Origin of the sequence: Streptomyces sp. GDS52, from assembly GCF_052246875.1 — a bacterium.
GTDB lineage: Bacteria > Actinomycetota > Actinomycetes > Streptomycetales > Streptomycetaceae > Streptomyces > Streptomyces cathayae.
Genome location: NZ_CM125966.1, coordinates 3,943,484 through 3,959,770, shown reverse-complemented (window position 1 = coordinate 3,959,770; position 16,287 = coordinate 3,943,484). Strand labels below are relative to the sequence as shown.

Annotated in this window: 15 protein-coding genes and 1 tRNA gene; 9 read left to right on the top strand and 7 right to left on the bottom strand. The window is 72.5% G+C overall.

The window, feature by feature from the left end:
• Positions 1-25 precede the first annotated feature (25 nt).
• Both ACTWJ9_RS18125 and ACTWJ9_RS18120 read left to right on the top strand, forming a co-directional pair.
• Complete coding sequence (locus ACTWJ9_RS18125; protein WP_279335274.1) at positions 26-1,000, top strand: zinc-binding dehydrogenase; 975 nt, start codon at positions 26-28, stop codon at positions 998-1,000.
• Between the two features lie 13 nt (positions 1,001-1,013).
• Positions 1,014-1,955, top strand: a complete 942-nt coding sequence (locus ACTWJ9_RS18120) for an aminoglycoside phosphotransferase family protein (RefSeq protein WP_388703281.1) — start codon at positions 1,014-1,016, stop codon at positions 1,953-1,955.
• A gap of 100 nt (positions 1,956-2,055) precedes the next feature.
• Here ACTWJ9_RS18120 and ACTWJ9_RS18115 read toward each other — a convergent pair whose 3' ends face one another.
• The gene (locus ACTWJ9_RS18115) at positions 2,056-2,367 is read right to left on the bottom strand and encodes a hypothetical protein (RefSeq protein ID WP_279335272.1); all 312 of its coding nucleotides are present in this window, start codon (positions 2,365-2,367) and stop codon (positions 2,056-2,058) included.
• Between the two features lie 133 nt (positions 2,368-2,500).
• Here ACTWJ9_RS18115 and ACTWJ9_RS18110 point away from each other — a divergent pair, with 133 nt between their 5' ends.
• The gene (locus ACTWJ9_RS18110) at positions 2,501-2,629 is read left to right on the top strand and encodes a hypothetical protein (RefSeq protein ID WP_443294433.1); all 129 of its coding nucleotides are present in this window, start codon (positions 2,501-2,503) and stop codon (positions 2,627-2,629) included.
• Between the two features lie 263 nt (positions 2,630-2,892).
• Positions 2,893-4,032 (top strand): PP2C family protein-serine/threonine phosphatase, encoded by a 1,140-nt coding sequence (locus ACTWJ9_RS18105; RefSeq protein WP_443294432.1) that lies wholly within the window; start codon positions 2,893-2,895, stop codon positions 4,030-4,032.
• Between the two features lie 510 nt (positions 4,033-4,542).
• Here the strand turns inward: ACTWJ9_RS18105 and ACTWJ9_RS18100 are convergent.
• Positions 4,543-5,535, bottom strand: coding sequence for a LysR substrate-binding domain-containing protein (locus ACTWJ9_RS18100; RefSeq protein ID WP_279335270.1), 993 nt, complete (start codon positions 5,533-5,535; stop codon positions 4,543-4,545).
• A gap of 71 nt (positions 5,536-5,606) precedes the next feature.
• Here ACTWJ9_RS18100 and ACTWJ9_RS18095 point away from each other — a divergent pair, with 71 nt between their 5' ends.
• Positions 5,607-6,689: a YeiH family protein gene (locus tag ACTWJ9_RS18095; RefSeq protein ID WP_387038153.1), complete on the top strand. Its 1,083-nt coding sequence runs from the start codon at positions 5,607-5,609 to the stop codon at positions 6,687-6,689.
• A gap of 322 nt (positions 6,690-7,011) precedes the next feature.
• On the opposite strand, the gene ACTWJ9_RS18090 is transcribed toward ACTWJ9_RS18095, so the two are convergent.
• Positions 7,012-7,088: transfer RNA gene (locus ACTWJ9_RS18090), tRNA-Thr, on the bottom strand.
• Positions 7,089-7,181: 93 nt separating this feature from the next.
• Positions 7,182-7,592 carry a DUF3224 domain-containing protein gene (locus ACTWJ9_RS18085; RefSeq protein WP_279335268.1) on the bottom strand — a complete coding sequence of 137 codons (411 nt, stop codon included), beginning with the start codon at positions 7,590-7,592 and terminating at the stop codon, positions 7,182-7,184.
• A gap of 123 nt (positions 7,593-7,715) precedes the next feature.
• Here ACTWJ9_RS18085 and ACTWJ9_RS18080 point away from each other — a divergent pair, with 123 nt between their 5' ends.
• The 4 genes from ACTWJ9_RS18080 to ACTWJ9_RS18065 all read left to right on the top strand — a co-directional run bounded on the left by ACTWJ9_RS18080 (position 7,716) and on the right by ACTWJ9_RS18065 (position 11,631).
• Positions 7,716-8,741, top strand: a complete 1,026-nt coding sequence (locus ACTWJ9_RS18080) for a helix-turn-helix transcriptional regulator (RefSeq protein ID WP_443294431.1) — start codon at positions 7,716-7,718, stop codon at positions 8,739-8,741.
• Positions 8,742-8,952: 211 nt separating this feature from the next.
• Complete coding sequence (locus tag ACTWJ9_RS18075) at positions 8,953-10,041, top strand: ABC transporter ATP-binding protein (RefSeq protein ID WP_279335266.1); 1,089 nt, start codon at positions 8,953-8,955, stop codon at positions 10,039-10,041.
• 235 nt (positions 10,042-10,276) lie between these two features.
• Entirely contained in the window at positions 10,277-10,747 is a 471-nt protein-coding gene (locus ACTWJ9_RS18070; RefSeq protein ID WP_279335265.1) for a hypothetical protein, read from the top strand.
• A gap of 152 nt (positions 10,748-10,899) precedes the next feature.
• Positions 10,900-11,631 (top strand): nucleotidyltransferase family protein, encoded by a 732-nt coding sequence (locus ACTWJ9_RS18065; protein ID WP_443294430.1) that lies wholly within the window; start codon positions 10,900-10,902, stop codon positions 11,629-11,631.
• Between the two features lie 124 nt (positions 11,632-11,755).
• Here the strand turns inward: ACTWJ9_RS18065 and ACTWJ9_RS18060 are convergent, their stop codons facing one another.
• From ACTWJ9_RS18060 to cysS, 3 genes are all read right to left on the bottom strand, one after another.
• A complete protein-coding gene (locus ACTWJ9_RS18060; RefSeq protein ID WP_443294429.1) occupies positions 11,756-13,570 on the bottom strand; it encodes a DoxX family protein in 1,815 nt (604 codons plus the stop codon).
• A 118-nt stretch (positions 13,571-13,688) separates the two neighbouring features.
• Entirely contained in the window at positions 13,689-14,630 is a 942-nt protein-coding gene (gene rlmB, locus ACTWJ9_RS18055; RefSeq protein WP_279335262.1) for a 23S rRNA (guanosine(2251)-2'-O)-methyltransferase RlmB, read from the bottom strand.
• Between the two features lie 191 nt (positions 14,631-14,821).
• Complete coding sequence (gene cysS / locus ACTWJ9_RS18050) at positions 14,822-16,228, bottom strand: cysteine--tRNA ligase (RefSeq protein WP_279335261.1); 1,407 nt, start codon at positions 16,226-16,228, stop codon at positions 14,822-14,824.
• Between the last annotated feature and the right edge of the window lie 59 nt (positions 16,229-16,287).

The window sequence follows — 16,287 nt, the reverse complement described above, 5'->3', positions numbered from 1 at the left end:
GCCGCATCGCACCCCTGGGAGCCTCATGCACGCCGTCCGCCTGTACGCCTTCGGCCCGGCCGAGAACCTCGTCCACGAGCAGGTCGAGGAGCCGCGACCCGACCCCGGCCAGGTCCGTATCGCCGTCCGGGCCGCCGGAGTCCACCTCCTGGACACCGCGCTGCGGCAGGGCCACCAGGGACCCGCGCCCGCCCCGACGACCCTGCCCACCGTCCCCGGCCGCGAAGTCGCCGGAGTGGTCGACGCGTTGGGCGACGGCACGCCGGCCGGCTGGCTCGGCAAGCGCGTCGTCGCCCACCTCGGCTTCGCCCCCGGAGGCTACGCGGAGCTCGCCGTCACCGACGCCGACCGCCTCCACGAGATCCCCGAGCGCCTCGACTTCGCCCAGGCCGTCGCCATGATCGGCACCGGCCGCACGGTCATGGGCATCGTGCAGTTCGCCGAGCCCGGCCCCGGCGACGTGGTCCTCGTCCCCGCCGCGGCCGGCGGCATCGGCACCCTCCTCGTCCAGTACGCCAAGAACGCCGGCGCCACCGTCATCGGCCTCGCCGGCGGCCCCGGGAAGACAGCCCGCGTGGCGGCGAACGGCGCCGACCTCGCCGTCGACTACACCGACCCGGCCTGGCCCGAGCGGCTCTCCGCCCACCAGGGCGACATCACCCTCGTCTACGACGGCGTCGGCGGCGACACCGCCCGCGTGGCGGTCACCCTCCTCGCCCCCGGCGGCCGCCACGTCGTCTTCGGCTGGTCCGCTCAAGGCCTCGACAGCACCGGCCCCTACCTCGTCGACGGCGTCTCCCTCAACGTCCTCGGCCCCGAGATGATGCGCAGGGCCGGCGGCGCCGACCCCGTACGCACCCTCGAACTGCGCGCCCTCACCGAAGCCGCCGAAGGCCGGCTCACCCCCGCCGTCCACCGCTTCCCCCTCGCCGAGGCCGCCTCCGCCCACCGCGCCCTGGAGAGCCGGGGCACGACCGGGAAAGTCGTCCTGGAGCCGTGAGCACCGCACTATCGTGCCCACCGTGATCCACGTACCCGAGGAACTCGCGGCGGCACAGGAGAAGTTCAACGGCGAGGCGGGCCGCGCCTTCGTCTCCGGGCTGCCCGGGCTGACCGCCGCCTTCCTGGACCACTGGGACCTGCGGGTCACCGGCGCGCCGATGCACGGCGTGAGCGCCCTGGTCCTCCCCGTCGACCGCGCGGACGGCACACCGGCCGTGCTGAAGCTCCAGATCCCGGACGAGGAGACCGAGGGCGAGCCCGTCGCCCTGCGCACCTGGAACGGCGACGGAGCCGTCCGTCTGCTGGACCACGACGCCTCCACCGGCACCCTGCTCCTGGAACGCCTCGACCCCGCCCGGACACTGGCCCGCCTGCCCGACGTCCGCGAGGCCGTCCTGGTCATCGCCCGCCTCCTGGCGCACCTCACCGGCACCCCCGCCCCGGCGGGCCTGCGCCGCCTCGGCGACATCGCGCACGCCCTGCTGGAGCGGACTCCCGGAGCCCTGGCCCGTATCCCGGACCCGGCCGTCCGCCGCACCGTCGCCGACTGCGCCGCGGCCCTGCGGGAGGTGGCGGACGAACCGGGCGACCGCCTCCTGCACTGGGACCTGCACTACGACAACGTCCTGGCCGCCGACCGCGCCCCCTGGCTCGCCATCGATCCCAAGCCACTCGCCGGCGACCCCGGCTTCGACCTCTGGCCCGCCCTGGCCAACCGCTTCGACGCCGACGACGCCAACGACACCGCCGACACCGCCTGGCGCTTCGACGCGCTCACCGACGTCCTCGGCCTGGACCGCGACCGGGCCCTCGCCTGGACCCACGCCCGCCTGCTCCAGAACTGCCTGTGGCACATCGAGAACGGCCGCCCCCCGTCCCCCCTCGACCTCGAGATCGCCCACCGCCTGCGCCGTCGCCCCCCACGATCCGCACCCACCCCACCGACACCGTGATCACCAGGCGGGCAAAGCGGCTGCGCGACGGGATGACCACGCCGCGGGTCGTCGGCCCCTTGGCAGCCCTGGAATCAGCACCTGGCTTCGGTCGACCCGCTCAAGGCGTGCCGCTGCCCTGCCGGTCACCCCCGAACTGGCTCACCACCATCACGAGGAGACCGGTCAGCAGAAGCCCGCTCCCCGCAAAGGTCCCGAACTGCCGGATGCCGATGCCGCTGATCACCAGCCCGAAGACCACCTGACAGCACAGGCCGAAGCCGGCCACCAACTGACCCCAGCCGTAGAGACGAACGCGGCGGACGTGACGCCGGTTCCAGGGAAGCACCCAGCCACGGGTGACCGCCGCTACGCCCGAAGCAGCGAAGAGCAACGCCACCGCCACAGAAGGTAGGACGAGATAAAGCCGCATGGTTCCCCTCCCGGCACGCCGGACCTCCGCCGGACACCGGCGTGATCATGACACCCACCGCGGTCCGCGTCCACGCGCTTCCGGCGGGGTACGGCTCCCCGCCGGCGCGATCCTGAACGAACTCGGTGTGGACATGCCGACCATCATGGAGATCACGCGGCACACCCGGATCAGCCGGACCCACCGGCACGTGAAGGGCGGTCCCACCTCCCCAGGGACGCGCCGCGCCGCCCGCGCCCGCCGTCGGCACCGCGTCCTCTGAACAAAAACCCCAGGTCAGAACTTTCTGACCCGGGGTTTTCAGGAGAGCCCCCTGGTGGCCGGACCTTGGGCTCCCGGCCCCCGGCCCCCGGACGCCCTTGTCGACCGTGCCGGACCGCTTGCTCCGGCACGCCTGTGGCGCACGAGCCGTGATGACCGACTCGGCGGTCCGCGCACCACCGAGACGGCCAGCGGTCGCCCCGAACAAGGACCTACCAGAAACTGGGACCAGACCGGCACAGGACGACTTGAGGACCACGAGGGATGGAGCGGTACCAGTACAAGCACACCTTCGGGAGGGTGCGGTGGTCCCGGTGCCTGCCTGCCGCCGTGCTCCTCGCCTCGGTCCTCATCGACCTGGCCTGGCCGGAAGTCAACACCTTCCCCCTGCTGGCGGCTGTCTCCGTGATCGCGGCACCGATGCTCTCCCTGGCCTGGACGATCGCCAGTGGTGCGGCGGCCTGCCTGGTCGGGCTGTTCCTGACCTTTCTCGAAAGCAAGGAGCTCTTCACCCGCTCGGATCTCATCGGGCTCTCGACCATCGCCATCCTGACCGTCGTCGCGGCGTTCCTCAACCGGATGTTCGCACGCGAACGGGAACAGCTGAGAACCTCCCGGGAGGTGGCGGAGGCCGTCCAGCGCGCGGTGCTGCCGGCCGTGCCCGACCGTGTCCGGGGGCTGGCCGTCGCCGCCCGGTATCAGGCGGCCCAGGAAGAGGCCCTGATCGGCGGCGACCTCTATGCGCTCTACGACACCCCCTACGGCCTCCGCACGGTGATCGGCGACGTCCGCGGCAAAGGCACGCGGGCGGTCACCCTGGTCAACACCCTGCTGGGCTCCTTCCACGCGGCGGCCCTTCAGCTGCCGGACCTGCCCGCCGTCGTCCGCAGCGTGGAAGTACAGCTGCAGGACGTCAAGAGCCACCGGGACGATACGACGTACGAGGACTTCGTCACCGCCGTCGTCGTCGAGGTCTCCCCCGACCGTTCCGTGCTGCGCATGGCGAACCGGGGCCACCCGGCGCCGCTGATGGTCCACGAAGGCGAGGTGACCGTCCTGGAACCGGAGGAGCCGTCACTGCCGCTGGGCCTGGGCGACCTGGCCGGGCCCGAGGTCCCGGTGGACGAGTTCGTGTGGCCCCCCGGCGCCACGCTCGTGATGTTCACCGACGGCATCACCGAAGCCCACGACCGAAACGGCGTCTTCTTCGACCCCGTCCCCCCGCTGACCGGCCCCCTCCCCCCGGACCCCGGGGCCGTACTGGACGCCATGCTCGCCGCTCTGTTCCGGCACACCGAAGAACTCGAGGACGATGCCGCGGCCCTCGCGATCACCCATGTCCCGGTCGGCAGCGTGGGACGAGACCCCTCCACCACACCGCAGGCCGGTGGATCGTGGAGGTGACGGCAGCGGAACCTCAGTGGCCGAGCCGGGGGTACCTACGATCATGAAAACCCTCACGGCGGCTCACCGGCGCCCTCGGCACAGCGCCGCAAGAGGTCCGGGCAGCCTCTCTTCAGTGGCTGCACCGCTCATTTCCACAGAGCCTCGCGGCGATGCCGAGGGCGAGAAGAAGGCCCGGTGGAAGAAGCCCGAGTAACGGAGAACCCCGGGTCACAAACTATGTGACCCGGGGTTTCCAGTGGAGCCCCCTGTCGGATTCGAACCGACGACCTACGCATTACAAGGCCTGGCAAGATCGTCCCGGATCGTGCCAGGCGGTGCCGCAGAATCTTTTTTTCGCTGGTCAAAGACGTGCGACCTTGATCGGTGTGACGCCGGGTCCGCCCTGTGCCACCCCGTCCGCGCACGCAGCGCTCACGCGATCCGGCGGGCTCTCCCCGCCCTGCACGAACGGGCTGCGGCACGGGGCCGCCCCAGGGCTCCGCCGCGCTGCGCGACCGCCCGATCGGTTCAAACAGAAGAGGACCCCGGGAGCGCAGAACCGCCCTTGTACGCCGAGCAGATGCTCGAAGAGCGCCCCTGGGCCGACCGTGCCACCCCAAGCAGTCTCAGTGCCGCCTCCGGCAGTTCACGGCCTTTGAGCCACACGGCGTGCAGCAGCCTGCGCAGCGGGACCGCCGGGTCGACCTCGACCTCGACCAGGCGGCCGTGGTCCACGTCCTCGTGAACGGCCAGCGCGGAGAGCACCGCGGGCGCCAGGCCCCGGACGACCGCGCTGCGCAGGGGCGCGGTGGAGCCCAGTTCGAGGACCGGCACGGCCACACCGTCGTACGGGCGCAGCGCCTTCTCCAGGGTTTCGCGGCTGCCGGAGCCGGGCTCGCGCAGCAGCAGCGGGGTGTCGGCGAGTTCGCGGCCGCTCAGCGGGCGGCGGCGCCGGGCCCAGGGGTGACCGGGGGCCACGACCACGGCGAGGCGGTCCCGGCCGACCACGGTGCGGTGCAGGTCGTCCGGCACCCAGGGGCCCTCGACGAAGCCCAGGTCGCACCTCCTGCGGCGCAGCGCCTCGATCACCCCTGAGCTGTTGGTGACGGTGAGCCCGACATGGGTGTCGGGCTCCTCCTCGCGCAGCGCGACCAGCCAGCCCGGCATCAGTTCCTCGGCGATGGTCAGGCTCGCGGTCACCAGGAGCCGGTGGTCCTGCCGGGATCGCAGCGCGGCGGCGCCCTCGACCAGCGCCTCGGCCTGTTCGAGCAGGGAGCGCGCCCAGTCGCCGACCACGGCACCGGCCGGGGTGAGCCGGGAGCCCGAGGTGGAGCGGTCGAGCAGTCGCAGGCCCAGACGCCGCTCCAGCGTGCGCATCCGGGCGCTCGCGGAGGGCTGGCTGATGCGCAGCCGCACGGCAGCCCGCCCCAGGCTCCCGGTCTCGGCGACGCAGACCAGCAGTTGCAGGGCGTGCAGATCGGGGAGCGGTCGTGGATGCGCGTCGGAGGCCTCAGGAGTCATAGGAAAACCCTATGACCTGCCCACGAGATCACATCTAGTGGGCACCGCCCACCCGGCGCACGCTGAAAGCCATGGTTCTCTCCGGCCCCGAACGCCGCACGTCCGTGCACCGCGCCCCGCCCCCCGCCGCCCCGCATGAAGAAAGCGTCGTGCCGGGCCTCGCGCTCGCCGCCATCGGCGTGGCGGCGGCCTTCGGGGTGCACGCGCTGGTGCCCGCCGTACCGGTGCTCACCGCGGCCGTCGTGCTCGGCGTCGTCGTGGCGCATCTGCCGGGAGTCGCTCCTCTCGTACACGGTGCCGCCCGGCCCGGCCTGTCCATGGCGGGCAAGCGGCTGATGCGGCTCGGCATCGTGCTGCTCGGCCTGAAACTGAGTCTCGGCGACGTGGCCGGACTCGGCTGGCAGACCCTGGTCATGGTGGTCGGCGTCGTCCTGGTCACGTTCTTCGGGACGCAGTGGCTGGGCCGCAGGATCGGCCTCTCCGACGGCCTGTCGCTGCTCGTCGCCACCGGCTACTCGATCTGCGGCGCCTCCGCGATCGGCGCGGTCAGCGGCATGCTCGGCAAGGACAAGGACGACAAGCGGCACGAAGCGGAGGTCGCCTCGTCGGTCGCCCTGGTGACGCTCTGCGGCACCCTCGCCATCGCCGTACTGCCGCTGCTCAAGACCCCACTCGGCCTGGACGCGACGGAGTTCGGGCGCTGGGCCGGCGCCAGTGTGCACGATGTCGGGCAGGTCGTCGCCACCGCCCGGACCGCCGGGCCGCAGGCGCTGACCGAGGGGGTCCTGGTCAAGCTGATCCGGGTCGCGATGCTGGCGCCGCTCGTCGCGGGAGTGGCACTGAGCCGCCGCCGCAAGAACGCCGGGCACCCCGCGGGCGGCGACGGCCGCCGGCCCGCCCTGCTGCCCCTGTTCGTCGTGGGATTCCTGGCGATGGTCGTACTGCGCAGCACCGGACTGCTCGGCAGCGGAGTGCTCGACGCCGCGGACACCGTGCAGGAACTGTTGCTCGCCGCCGCCCTGCTCGGCCTCGGCAGCGCCGTGCACCTGCCGACCCTGGCCCGTTCCGGCGGCCCGCGGATGGCACTGCTCGGCCTGGGTTCGTGGCTGGTCGTCGCGGCCGCAGCGTACGCCGGGGTCATGCTGACGACCTGAGGGCCCGTCGCGGCGCCACGCGCTCCTCGTCGGGGTCGATGAGCGGCCTCGTACCCCACGTACCCACCGTCCCAGGACCACGCTCTCGTCCGGGTGCCGAACGACGTGGTTCGGCACGCGCGCTGCCGCAGCTCTCCGGGCAGGCGCAACCGGCGGGTGCGGCGTTCCTGCTTTCCTGAACGGCCCTGCGCGGTGCCGAGGGCGAGAAGAAGGCCCGGTGGAAGAAGCCCGAAGAGTAGAGCCGGCACCCCGTCGTGGGACGCGCCGTGCCCCGAGCAACAGAGAACCCCAGGCCACAAACTATGCGGCCTGGGGTTCTCAGTGGAGCCCCCTGTCGGATTCGAACCGACGACCTACGCATTACAAGTGCGTTGCTCTGGCCATCTGAGCTAAGGAGGCGCCGCGCACGCGCGGAACGCGCGAGGGCGGGTCCACTGTACACAGAGCGGCTTTCGCCGGGCCACGCGCTTGAGGGCGGCGGGCCCGGCCCGCTCACTCCAGGCCGTACGCGAAGGTGTACGGCACCTTCGTCTCCCCGTGCCGGTAGGTGAACTCTCCGGTGCCGTGCAGTCCGGCCAGTTCGCCGGTGCCCGAGCCCTCGACGACCTCGAAGGAGCAGTGGACGGTCCCGTCGGGGTCGAAGCGTCCGCGCTCCTCGACGACGAAGGTGCCCTCGCGCCCGTCGAGGCGGCCGCGGAGGAGTTCCATTCCCGCGAAGGAGCCGGTCGTGGCGGTCAGGTAGGAGATGGAGTAGTCGCAGGTGGTGGACTCGGCCTCGATGCCGCCCGTGAAGGCGTTGGTGACGGTGGCGTGGGCGAGCCGGGGGTGGGTGTCCTCCGGGCCCACGGGGGCCTCCTTCCAGTCGGCGAAGGTGAAGTGGCCGGTGGTCCGGGTGGTGGGCATGGGGGGCTCCTTCTGTCGTGTTCGGTCGTGCCGTCGGCGAGGGTCGTGCCGCGGCGGCCCGGCGGGACCATCCTGGGAGCCGTACCTGACATCTCCTGTCAGGTACGGCCGGGGCGCGGGAGAATGCCTCCCGTGCGCGCCGACCGGCTTCTCTCCCTGCTCCTGCTGCTGCAGAACCGCGGACTGATGACCGCCCCCGAACTCGCGGCGGAACTGGAGGTGTCGGTGCGCACCGTGTACCGGGACGTCGAGGCGCTCGGCGCGGCCGGGGTGCCGGTCCGGGGTGAGCGCGGGCCGGAGGGCGGCTACCGCCTGATGGAGGGGTACCGCACCCGGCTGACCGGGCTGACCGACGCGGAGGCCGGTTCGCTGTTCCTGGCCGGGCTGCCGGGGCCGGCCGGGGACCTCGGTCTGGGGGCCGTACTGGCGAGTGCCCAGCTGAAGGTTGAGGCCGCCCTGCCCGGCGCGCTCGCGGAGCAGGCGCGCCGGGTGCGTGAGCGGTTCCACCTGGACGCCCCCGCCTGGTTCCGCGACGCGGACCCGGTGCCGCACCTGGAACGGATCGCCGGAGCGGTGTGGGAGCGGCGGGTGCTGCGCACCCGTTACCGGCGCTGGCGGGGCGAGGTGCACCGGGAGGTCCGCCCCCTGGGGCTCGTGCTGAAGGGCGGCATCTGGTACCTCGTGGCGCTGGCCGGGGCCCCCGAGAACTCCGAGGCCCCCAAGAGCTCCGAGAGCTCCGAGAGCATCGTGCGCACCTACCGGGTGTCGCGTTTCCAGGCGGTGGAGGAGGCGGGTGAGGTGTTCACCCGTCCCGCCGGGTTCGCTCTCGCCGCGTACTGGGCGGAGTCCTCCCGGCGGCTGGAGGGGGCGCTGCGGCAGGGCACCGCGCGGCTGCGGCTCTCGCCCCGCGGACAGAAGCTGCTGCCGATGCAGTTCGGGGCGGCGGGCGTCCGGGCGCTGCGGGACGCGGGGCCGCCGGACGGCGCGGGACGGGTCGAGGTGGAGCTGTCCGTCGAGTCGGAGGCGGTCGCCGTCGGCGATCTGCTCCGGCTGGGCACCGAGGCGGAGGTGCTCGGTCCGCCGGGGCTGCGGCAGGCGGTCGCGGAGGCCGTGGCGGTGCTCGCCGAGCGTTACGCGGCCGGGCGGTGACACCGGCCGGCGACACCGGCCGGCGAAAGTTTCCGCGAAGTTCACATGACCTCGGGTACTGACAGATCAGGTGAACGCGGGTACCGTCCTGTGCCAGTTCGCTTCCGTGGACTGCACCACTCGGAACCACAACGGAACATCCCGTCGTGGCACCACCTTCCTACTCGGATCGTCCGGCACGTTCCTGCCGGTAGAAGGGGGCCCATTCACCATGGCCACTGTCACGTTCGACAAGGCGACCCGGATCTACCCCGGTTCGACCAAGCCCGCCGTGGACGCGCTCGAGATCGACATCGAGGACGGGGAGTTCCTCGTGCTCGTCGGCCCGTCCGGCTGCGGCAAGTCCACCTCGCTCCGCATGCTCGCCGGGCTCGAGGACGTGAACGGCGGCGCCATCCGCATCGGCGACCGCGACGTCACGCACCTGCCGCCGAAGGACCGGGACATCGCCATGGTGTTCCAGAACTACGCCCTGTACCCGCACATGACGGTCGCCGACAACATGGGCTTCGCGCTCAAGATCGCCGGCGTCAACAAGGCGGAGATCCGGCAGAAGGTCGAAGAGGCCGCGAAGATCCTCGACCTGACGGAGTACCTGGACCGCAAGCCGAAGGCGCTCTCCGGCGGTCAGCGTCAGCGTGTCGCCATGGGCCGCGCCATCGTGCGTGAGCCGCAGGTGTTCCTCATGGACGAGCCGCTGTCCAACCTGGACGCCAAGCTCCGTGTCTCCACCCGCACCCAGATCGCGAGCCTGCAGCGCCGTCTCGGCATCACCACGGTGTACGTGACCCACGACCAGGTCGAGGCCCTCACCATGGGCGACCGGGTGGCGGTCCTCAAGGACGGTCTGCTCCAGCAGGTCGACACCCCGCGCAACATGTACGACAGGCCCGCCAACCTCTTCGTGGCCGGCTTCATCGGCTCCCCCGCGATGAACCTCGTCGAGGTGCCCATCACGGACGGTGGCGTGAAGTTCGGCAACTCGGTGGTGGCCGTGGACCGTGACGCGCTGGCCGCCGCCACCGACAAGACCGTCACCGTCGGTGTCCGCCCCGAGCACTTCGACGTGGCCGGTGCCGAGTCCGACCAGGGTCTCGCGGTCACCGTGAACGTGGTCGAGGAGCTGGGCTCCGACGCGTTCGTGTACGGCACCACCGAGGTCGGCGGCGAGTCCAAGGACCTCGTCGTCCGCGTCGGCGGCCGCAACGTGCCGGAGAAGGGCAGCACGCTGCACGTCGTGCCGCGGTCCGGTGAGACGCACGTGTTCTCGACGTCGTCCGGCGCGCGCCTGTCCGACTGAGAGCCGTGACCGGACCGTCGCACCACCCCGGGTGATTCACCCGACTTGATGAAGAGGGCCCCGCAGACCGCTGCGGGGCCCTCTGCAATGCGCCCGTACTGTCGACGAACACCCCGACATTCGGAGCTTTTCGAGCAGTGTGCGTCAACGCGCTACCCAGGGAACGTGCCGCCCATGTCACCCGAACCAGTGACTGAATGCCCCCATTCCATCACTGGACGCTACTCTCACACGCGTGAAGCACTCCACTACGCCTCAGACGCGAAGCGGCCGGGGCCCCGCCCGCCGGGTCGGCCGCACCCTCGCCTTCGTCCTGCCCGTCGTCCTGGTGTTCTCCGGGACCCTCGCGGTCGCCCACGTCAACTGGTCGGGGAGCCCTTCGAGCCCGGTGCTCGCCGCCGCGGACACGGCCGTGTCCGGCGCGTCCTCGGCCGGCGCGTCCTCTCGCGGCGCCGCGCGCGCCCCGCACGAGGTGCTGCGGGACACGCTCCTGGTCGAGTTGCGGAGGGAGAACCCGGGCGTCGTCCTCACCCATCTCCAGCAGGCGGTGAACGACCGTCCGTCGCTGGCGCGGCACTGCACGTCGATCGCACGTGCGCTGGGCAGGGAGGCGGTCCGGATGTACGGCTCCACCAAGGCCCAGTCCTTCGCCCGTCCGGTCTGCGACACCTCCTTCGCGTCGGGGGTGCTCGCCGCCCACGGCTGAGCCCGCCCGGGGCCCGGCAGCACCGCCCGGCACCGCAGCCCGGCAGCACGGCCCGGCACCGCAGCCCGCGCCAAGGCCCGGCACCAAGGCCCGCGGGAGAGGGCCTGCCGCCCGGCCCGCCCGGTCCCTCGGCTGCCACGTACAGTGCGATCATGACCGATCCGAGCGCCGCGTCGCGGCCCGTGCAAGCCGTCGTCCTGGCCGGCGGCCAGGGTTCCCGGCTTCGTCCGTACACCAACGACCGGCCCAAGCCGATGGTCGAGATCCCCGGTACGGGGACCCCGATCATCGGCCATCAGCTCTCCTGGCTCGCCGAGGAGGGCGTCACGGACGTGGTGGTCTCCTGCGGCCATCTCGCCGAGGTGCTGCAGAAGTGGCTGGAGAGCGCCGATCTGCCCCTCTCCGTCACCACCGTCGTCGAGACGGAGCCGCTCGGCCGCGGCGGCGGTCTGAAGTACGCCGCCGCCCGCCTCCCGCACCCGGACCGGCCCTGGTACGCCACGAACGGTGACATCTGGACCCGTTTCTCGCTGCGCGACATGGCCGACTTCCACACCGAGCGGGACGCCGTCGCGACCCTCGCCCTGGCCCGCCCGCGCCTTCCGTGGGGTGCCGTGCAGACCGACGGGTTCGGTCACATCACCGACTTCATCGAGGCCCCGCCGTCGACGGTCGAGATCAACGCGGGCGTGTACGTCTTCTCCCCCGGGTTCGCCGACCTGTTGCCGGAGCGTGGCGACCACGAGCGTACGACGTTCCCGCGGCTGGCCCGTGAGCGCCGGCTGGCCGGGTTCCCGATCCCGCAGGGCTCCTACTGGCGGGCGATCGACACCGCGAAGGACCTGACCGAGGCGTCGAAGGAGCTGGCCTCCCAGAACCGCTGATCCCCCGTCCGGACACCACCGCCACCCGGACCCGACGGCCACCGGACACGACCGCCGCCGGACACGACGACGGGGTCCCGCACATCACCGTGCGGGACCCCGTCGTCGTCAGCGCGCGGACGGGCTACCCCAGGAGGCCGCCCACGAGCCGGCCGGGCTCCTCGGGGGACGGGGCCTCGTCCCCGCCGCTGTCGCTCGGGGTGCCGCCGTCGCCGCCACCGCCCGTGGTGCCGCCGCCGGAGGTGGGGCCGGAGCTGGTGCTCGGGGCCTGGTCGACCGGGGAGGACTGCTGGGGCGGGGCCTCACCGACGGTGCCCTGGGTCTGGCTGGGCGCGCCGGTGACGGCGCCGCCGGTGTCCCGGGTCGCGCCGGTGCCGGCGGTACCGGCGGTGCCGTCGGTCGGGTCGGTCGTCCCGGCGGAGGCGCTCTGGCTGGGCGAGGTGGAGGCGGACGGGGTCCCCTGCCTGCTCCTGCCGGGCTTCTCCGGGAGCGGGGAGCCGGGCAGTTCGTTGCGCGGGGCCTCGCCGGGCCCGGGGACGACCACGCGGTCGGAGTCACGCACGGCCCCACCGAGCAGCGAGCCGACGAGCAGGGTGAGCCCGCAGACGACGACGGTGATCAGGGTGCCGCGGCGCAGGACGTAGCGGCGCAGGTCCCACAGGTCGGTACGGGGGCCGAGACGGCGCCAGGCGCGGGCGACGAGGCGGCCGTCGACGGAGTAGACGGGGGCACCGGCGATGACCAGCGGGGACCAGGCGGCGAGGTAGATGATGTCGGGCGCGTCGTAGACGGGGACGCTCTTCCAGCTGACGGTGACCAGCAGTGCGGCGGAGAGCACGGCGCCGACGACGGCGGCGACGCGCTGCCAGCAGCCGAGGACGGTCAGGACGCCGACGATGACCTGGAGGAAGGCGATGACGAGTCCGGCGCCGACGGGGTGCGCGAGGGCGAACTGCTGGAGCGGCTGGGCGACTTCCCAGGGGTGCAGGGTGTTCAGCCACGTCACCATGGAGCCGCGTGTGCCGCCGTCGAAGTAGACGGGGTCGCAGAGTTTGCCCATGCCGGCGTAGAGGGAGATGAAGCCGAGGACGACGCGCAGCGGGAGCAGGACGACGCCGAGGTTCATCCGGCGGCCGGGATAGTAGGCGTGCCGGGCCGGGTCGTCGCCCGGGCGCCTGGCCCGGCGGCCGCCGGACTTCCGGCCGTCGGCCCGGTGGCCGGCGGCGCCCTCGAACTCGCCGGTGCCGCCGCCCTGTTCGTCGTAGGGCCGGTCGGCATCGGGCCGGTCGCCGTAACCGTGCTCGTCGTAGCCACGCTCGTCGTAACCGTGCTCGTCGTAGCCGTAGTCCCCGTAGCCGCCGTAGCCGCCGTAGGACGGTTCGTCGTAGGCGCTGCCGACGGGGCGCATGGGGGGCAGCAGGGGCGGTGCGCCGCCGTGGCTGCGCTGGGAGCCGATGACGGGCACTTCGATGGGCTGGGTGTCGGCCGGGTCGTCGGCGTAGCCGTACCCCTCGCTCCCGTACCCCTCGCCGACGCGGGGGACGACCCGGGTCGCTCCGGCGTCGGTGAGCGGTTCCTCCGGGTGACGGACGCCTTCGTGGCGCACGGCCTGGAGAAGCCGGTGCGCGCCGGTGTCGTCGGGGGCGGAGCGACCGCTCCAGACGACGGGGCGCCGCCGGGGCGCGGCCCCGCCCGGGGCACCCATGGTGGTGACGACGGGGATGCGGGGCGCGCCCTGGGTGACGCTGAAGTGCCGTGCGATCCGCGGGGACCGGGCGCGTCGCGCCGAGACGCCCAACTGCACGCGGAAACTGGCGTGATTGACGATGATCTGCGCCGGATCGCTCGGCACCTTCACCATGCTCAGCGCGGGAGCGTCGTCGATTCCCGACGAACGGTCCCCCGTGGGTGTGCGGGGTGTTCTGGTGTCCACACTCATCTAACCGAGTGACGTGGTCATAGGACACTGCCTTGACGCGCCGGATGTGTCCGGACCCCGTCAAGCTCGTCCGGACCACCCGGAACACCCCGTGTGGGTGATGGCGTCGAACGCCCGTTCAGGCCCGGCGGCGTGCCGCCTCGTACAGCACGACTCCGGCCGCCACACCGGCGTTGAGCGATTCGGCGCCGCCCGGCATCGGGATCCGCACCCGGACGTCACAGGTCTCGCCGACCAGTCGGGACAGTCCCTTGCCCTCGCTGCCGACGACGATCACGACCGGGCCCGCCAGCGCGTCCAGTTCGCCGATCTCGGCCTCCCCGTCGGCGGCCAGCCCGACGACCGTGATCCCCGCCTTCTTGTACGCCTCCAGGGCGCGCGTCAGGTTGGTGGCGCGGGCGACGGGCGTACGGGCGGCGGCGCCGGCGGAGGTCTTCCAGGCACCGGCGGTCATCCCGGCGGCCCGTCGCTCGGGGACGATGACGCCGTGGCCGCCGAAGGCGGAGACGGAGCGGACGACGGCGCCCAGGTTGCGCGGGTCGGTGACTCCGTCGAGGGCGACGATCAGCGGGTCCCGGCCCTCGTCGTGGGCGCCCGCGACGAGGTCCTCCGGATGCGCGTACTCGTACGGCGGGACCTGGAGGACCAGGCCCTGGTGGTTCAGCCCGTTGGTCATCCGGTCGAGTTCGGGGCGGGGGGCCTCCATGAGGTTGATGCCGCCGCGCTCGGCCGCGAGCTGGAGCGCCTCGCGCACCCGCTCGTCGTTGTCGATGAACTGCTGGACGTACAGCGTGGAGGCGGGCACGCCCTCGCGCAGCGCCTCGACGACGGGGTTGCGTCCGACGACGAGTTCCGAGGTCGAGCGGCCGCCGCCGCGCCGCTGCGGGGCGCGTCCGGCGGCGCGGCGCGCCTTCGCCTGGGCGGCGCGCTGCTTGGCGTGCCCCTTGCGCATCTCGGCGGGGGGCGTGGGCCCCTTGCCCTCCAGGCTCCGGCGCCGCTGGCCGCCGCTGCCGACCTGCGCGCCCTTCTTGCCGGACATGCGGCGGTTGTTCGCGGCCATGATCTACCCGTCTCCGTGAAGTCGTCCGTGCGGTCCTGCGTACGGGCTGGTGTGCGTCCGTCCGCAGGCACCCACACGTGCGTGCGTGTGTGTTACGTCTGTGAAGTGTGCCGTCCGAAGGCCCGGACGGCACAACCCGATCTTGGGGAACCCGGAGAACCAGGAGGTTCCGGGCGGCTCCCCCGTCTGCCTCAGCGCGGGCCGAGGCTCCAGCGCGGTCCCTGCGGGCCGTCCTCGATGACCAGCCCGGACTGGCCGAGCTGGTCCCGGATGGCGTCCGCGGTGGACCAGTCCTTGCGGGCGCGGGCGGCCTCGCGCTGGTCGAGGACCATGCGGACGAGGGTGTCGACGACGCCGTTCAGTTCCTCGCCGCGGTCGCCGTCGCCGGCCCAGTGCGCGTCGAGGGGGTCCAGGCCGAGGACCGCGAGCATGGCGCGCACCTCGGCGAGGCGGGCGACGGCCGCTTCCTTGTCGTCGGCGGCCAGCGCGCTGTTGCCCTGCCGGACGGTGGTGTGCACCACCGCCAGGGCCTGCGGTACGCCGAGGTCGTCGTCCATGGCCTCGGCGAAGGCGGGCGGCACCTCGGCGGCCGGCTCGACGGCGCCGGGCGTGCCGGTCAGCTCGCCCACCCGCTGGATGAAGCCCTCGATCCGCGCGAACGCGGACTCGGCCTCCCGCAGGGCGTCCTCGCTGTACTCGATCATCGAGCGGTAGTGCGGGGTGCCGAGGTAGTAGCGGAGCACGATGGGCCGCCAGCGCTTGACCATCTCGGAGACCAGGACGCTGTTGCCGAGCGACTTCGACATCTTCTCGCCGCTCATGGTGACCCAGGCGTTGTGCACCCAGTACCGGGCGAACTCGTCGCCGTAGGCCTTGGCCTGGGCGATCTCGTTCTCGTGGTGCGGGAAGACCAGGTCGAGGCCGCCGCCGTGGATGTCGAAGACGGTGCCGAGGTACTTGTGGGCCATCGCCGAGCACTCCAGGTGCCAGCCGGGACGCCCGCGGCCCCACGGTGTCTCCCAGCTCGGCTCGCCGGGCTTGGCCGCCTTCCACATGGCGAAGTCGCGCGGGTCCCGCTTGCCGGTCTCGCCCTCGCCGGAGGGCTGGAGCAGGTTCTCGAGCTCCTGGTTGGACAGTTCCAGGTACTCGGGGAACGAGGTGACGGCGAAGTAGACGTTGCCGTCGGCCTCGTAGGCGTGGCCGCGCTCGATGAGGCCGCGCATCATCTCGACCATCTCGGTGATGTGGCCGGTGGCGCGCGGCTCGTAGGTCGGGGGGAGGCAGCCGAGGACCTGGTAGCCGTCGGTGAAGGCGCGCTCGTTCTCGTAGCCGATGGACCACCAGGGACGGTTCTGCTCCGCGGACTTCGCGATGATCTTGTCGTCGATGTCCGTGACGTTGCGGATGAACGTCACCTCCAGGCCGCGGTACTCGAACCAGCGGCGCATGATGTCGAAGTTCAGCCCCGAGCGGATGTGCCCGATGTGCGGTGCCGCCTGCACGGTGGCACCGCACAGGTAGATCGAGACGCACCCCGGCCGAAGCGGGGTGAAGTCACGGATCTGCCGGGCGTTGGTGTCGTACAGGCGAATGGTCACCCCTCCAGGGTAGTCGGCCCGGGACGGTGCCCCGTGCCCCTTTACCGGCCCGTGTCGTC

Bases quoted from the DNA above. Each gene is read 5' to 3' on its own strand.
- ACTWJ9_RS18060 (WP_443294429.1), bottom strand. From the start codon at position 13,570: ATGAGTGTGGACACCAGAACACCCCGCACACCCACGGGGGACCGTTCG.
- ACTWJ9_RS18125 (WP_279335274.1), top strand. From the start codon at position 26: ATGCACGCCGTCCGCCTGTACGCCTTCGGCCCGGCCGAGAACCTCGTC.
- ACTWJ9_RS18065 (WP_443294430.1), top strand. From the start codon at position 10,900: ATGACCGATCCGAGCGCCGCGTCGCGGCCCGTGCAAGCCGTCGTCCTG.
- ACTWJ9_RS18105 (WP_443294432.1), top strand. From the start codon at position 2,893: ATGGAGCGGTACCAGTACAAGCACACCTTCGGGAGGGTGCGGTGGTCC.
- ACTWJ9_RS18110 (WP_443294433.1), top strand. From the start codon at position 2,501: ATGCCGACCATCATGGAGATCACGCGGCACACCCGGATCAGCCGGACC.
- ACTWJ9_RS18080 (WP_443294431.1), top strand. From the start codon at position 7,716: ATGCCTCCCGTGCGCGCCGACCGGCTTCTCTCCCTGCTCCTGCTGCTG.
- ACTWJ9_RS18095 (WP_387038153.1), top strand. From the start codon at position 5,607: ATGGTTCTCTCCGGCCCCGAACGCCGCACGTCCGTGCACCGCGCCCCG.
- ACTWJ9_RS18100 (WP_279335270.1), bottom strand. From the start codon at position 5,535: ATGACTCCTGAGGCCTCCGACGCGCATCCACGACCGCTCCCCGATCTG.
- ACTWJ9_RS18075 (WP_279335266.1), top strand. From the start codon at position 8,953: ATGGCCACTGTCACGTTCGACAAGGCGACCCGGATCTACCCCGGTTCG.
- ACTWJ9_RS18115 (WP_279335272.1), bottom strand. From the start codon at position 2,367: ATGCGGCTTTATCTCGTCCTACCTTCTGTGGCGGTGGCGTTGCTCTTC.
- rlmB (WP_279335262.1), bottom strand. From the start codon at position 14,630: ATGGCCGCGAACAACCGCCGCATGTCCGGCAAGAAGGGCGCGCAGGTC.
- ACTWJ9_RS18085 (WP_279335268.1), bottom strand. From the start codon at position 7,592: ATGCCCACCACCCGGACCACCGGCCACTTCACCTTCGCCGACTGGAAG.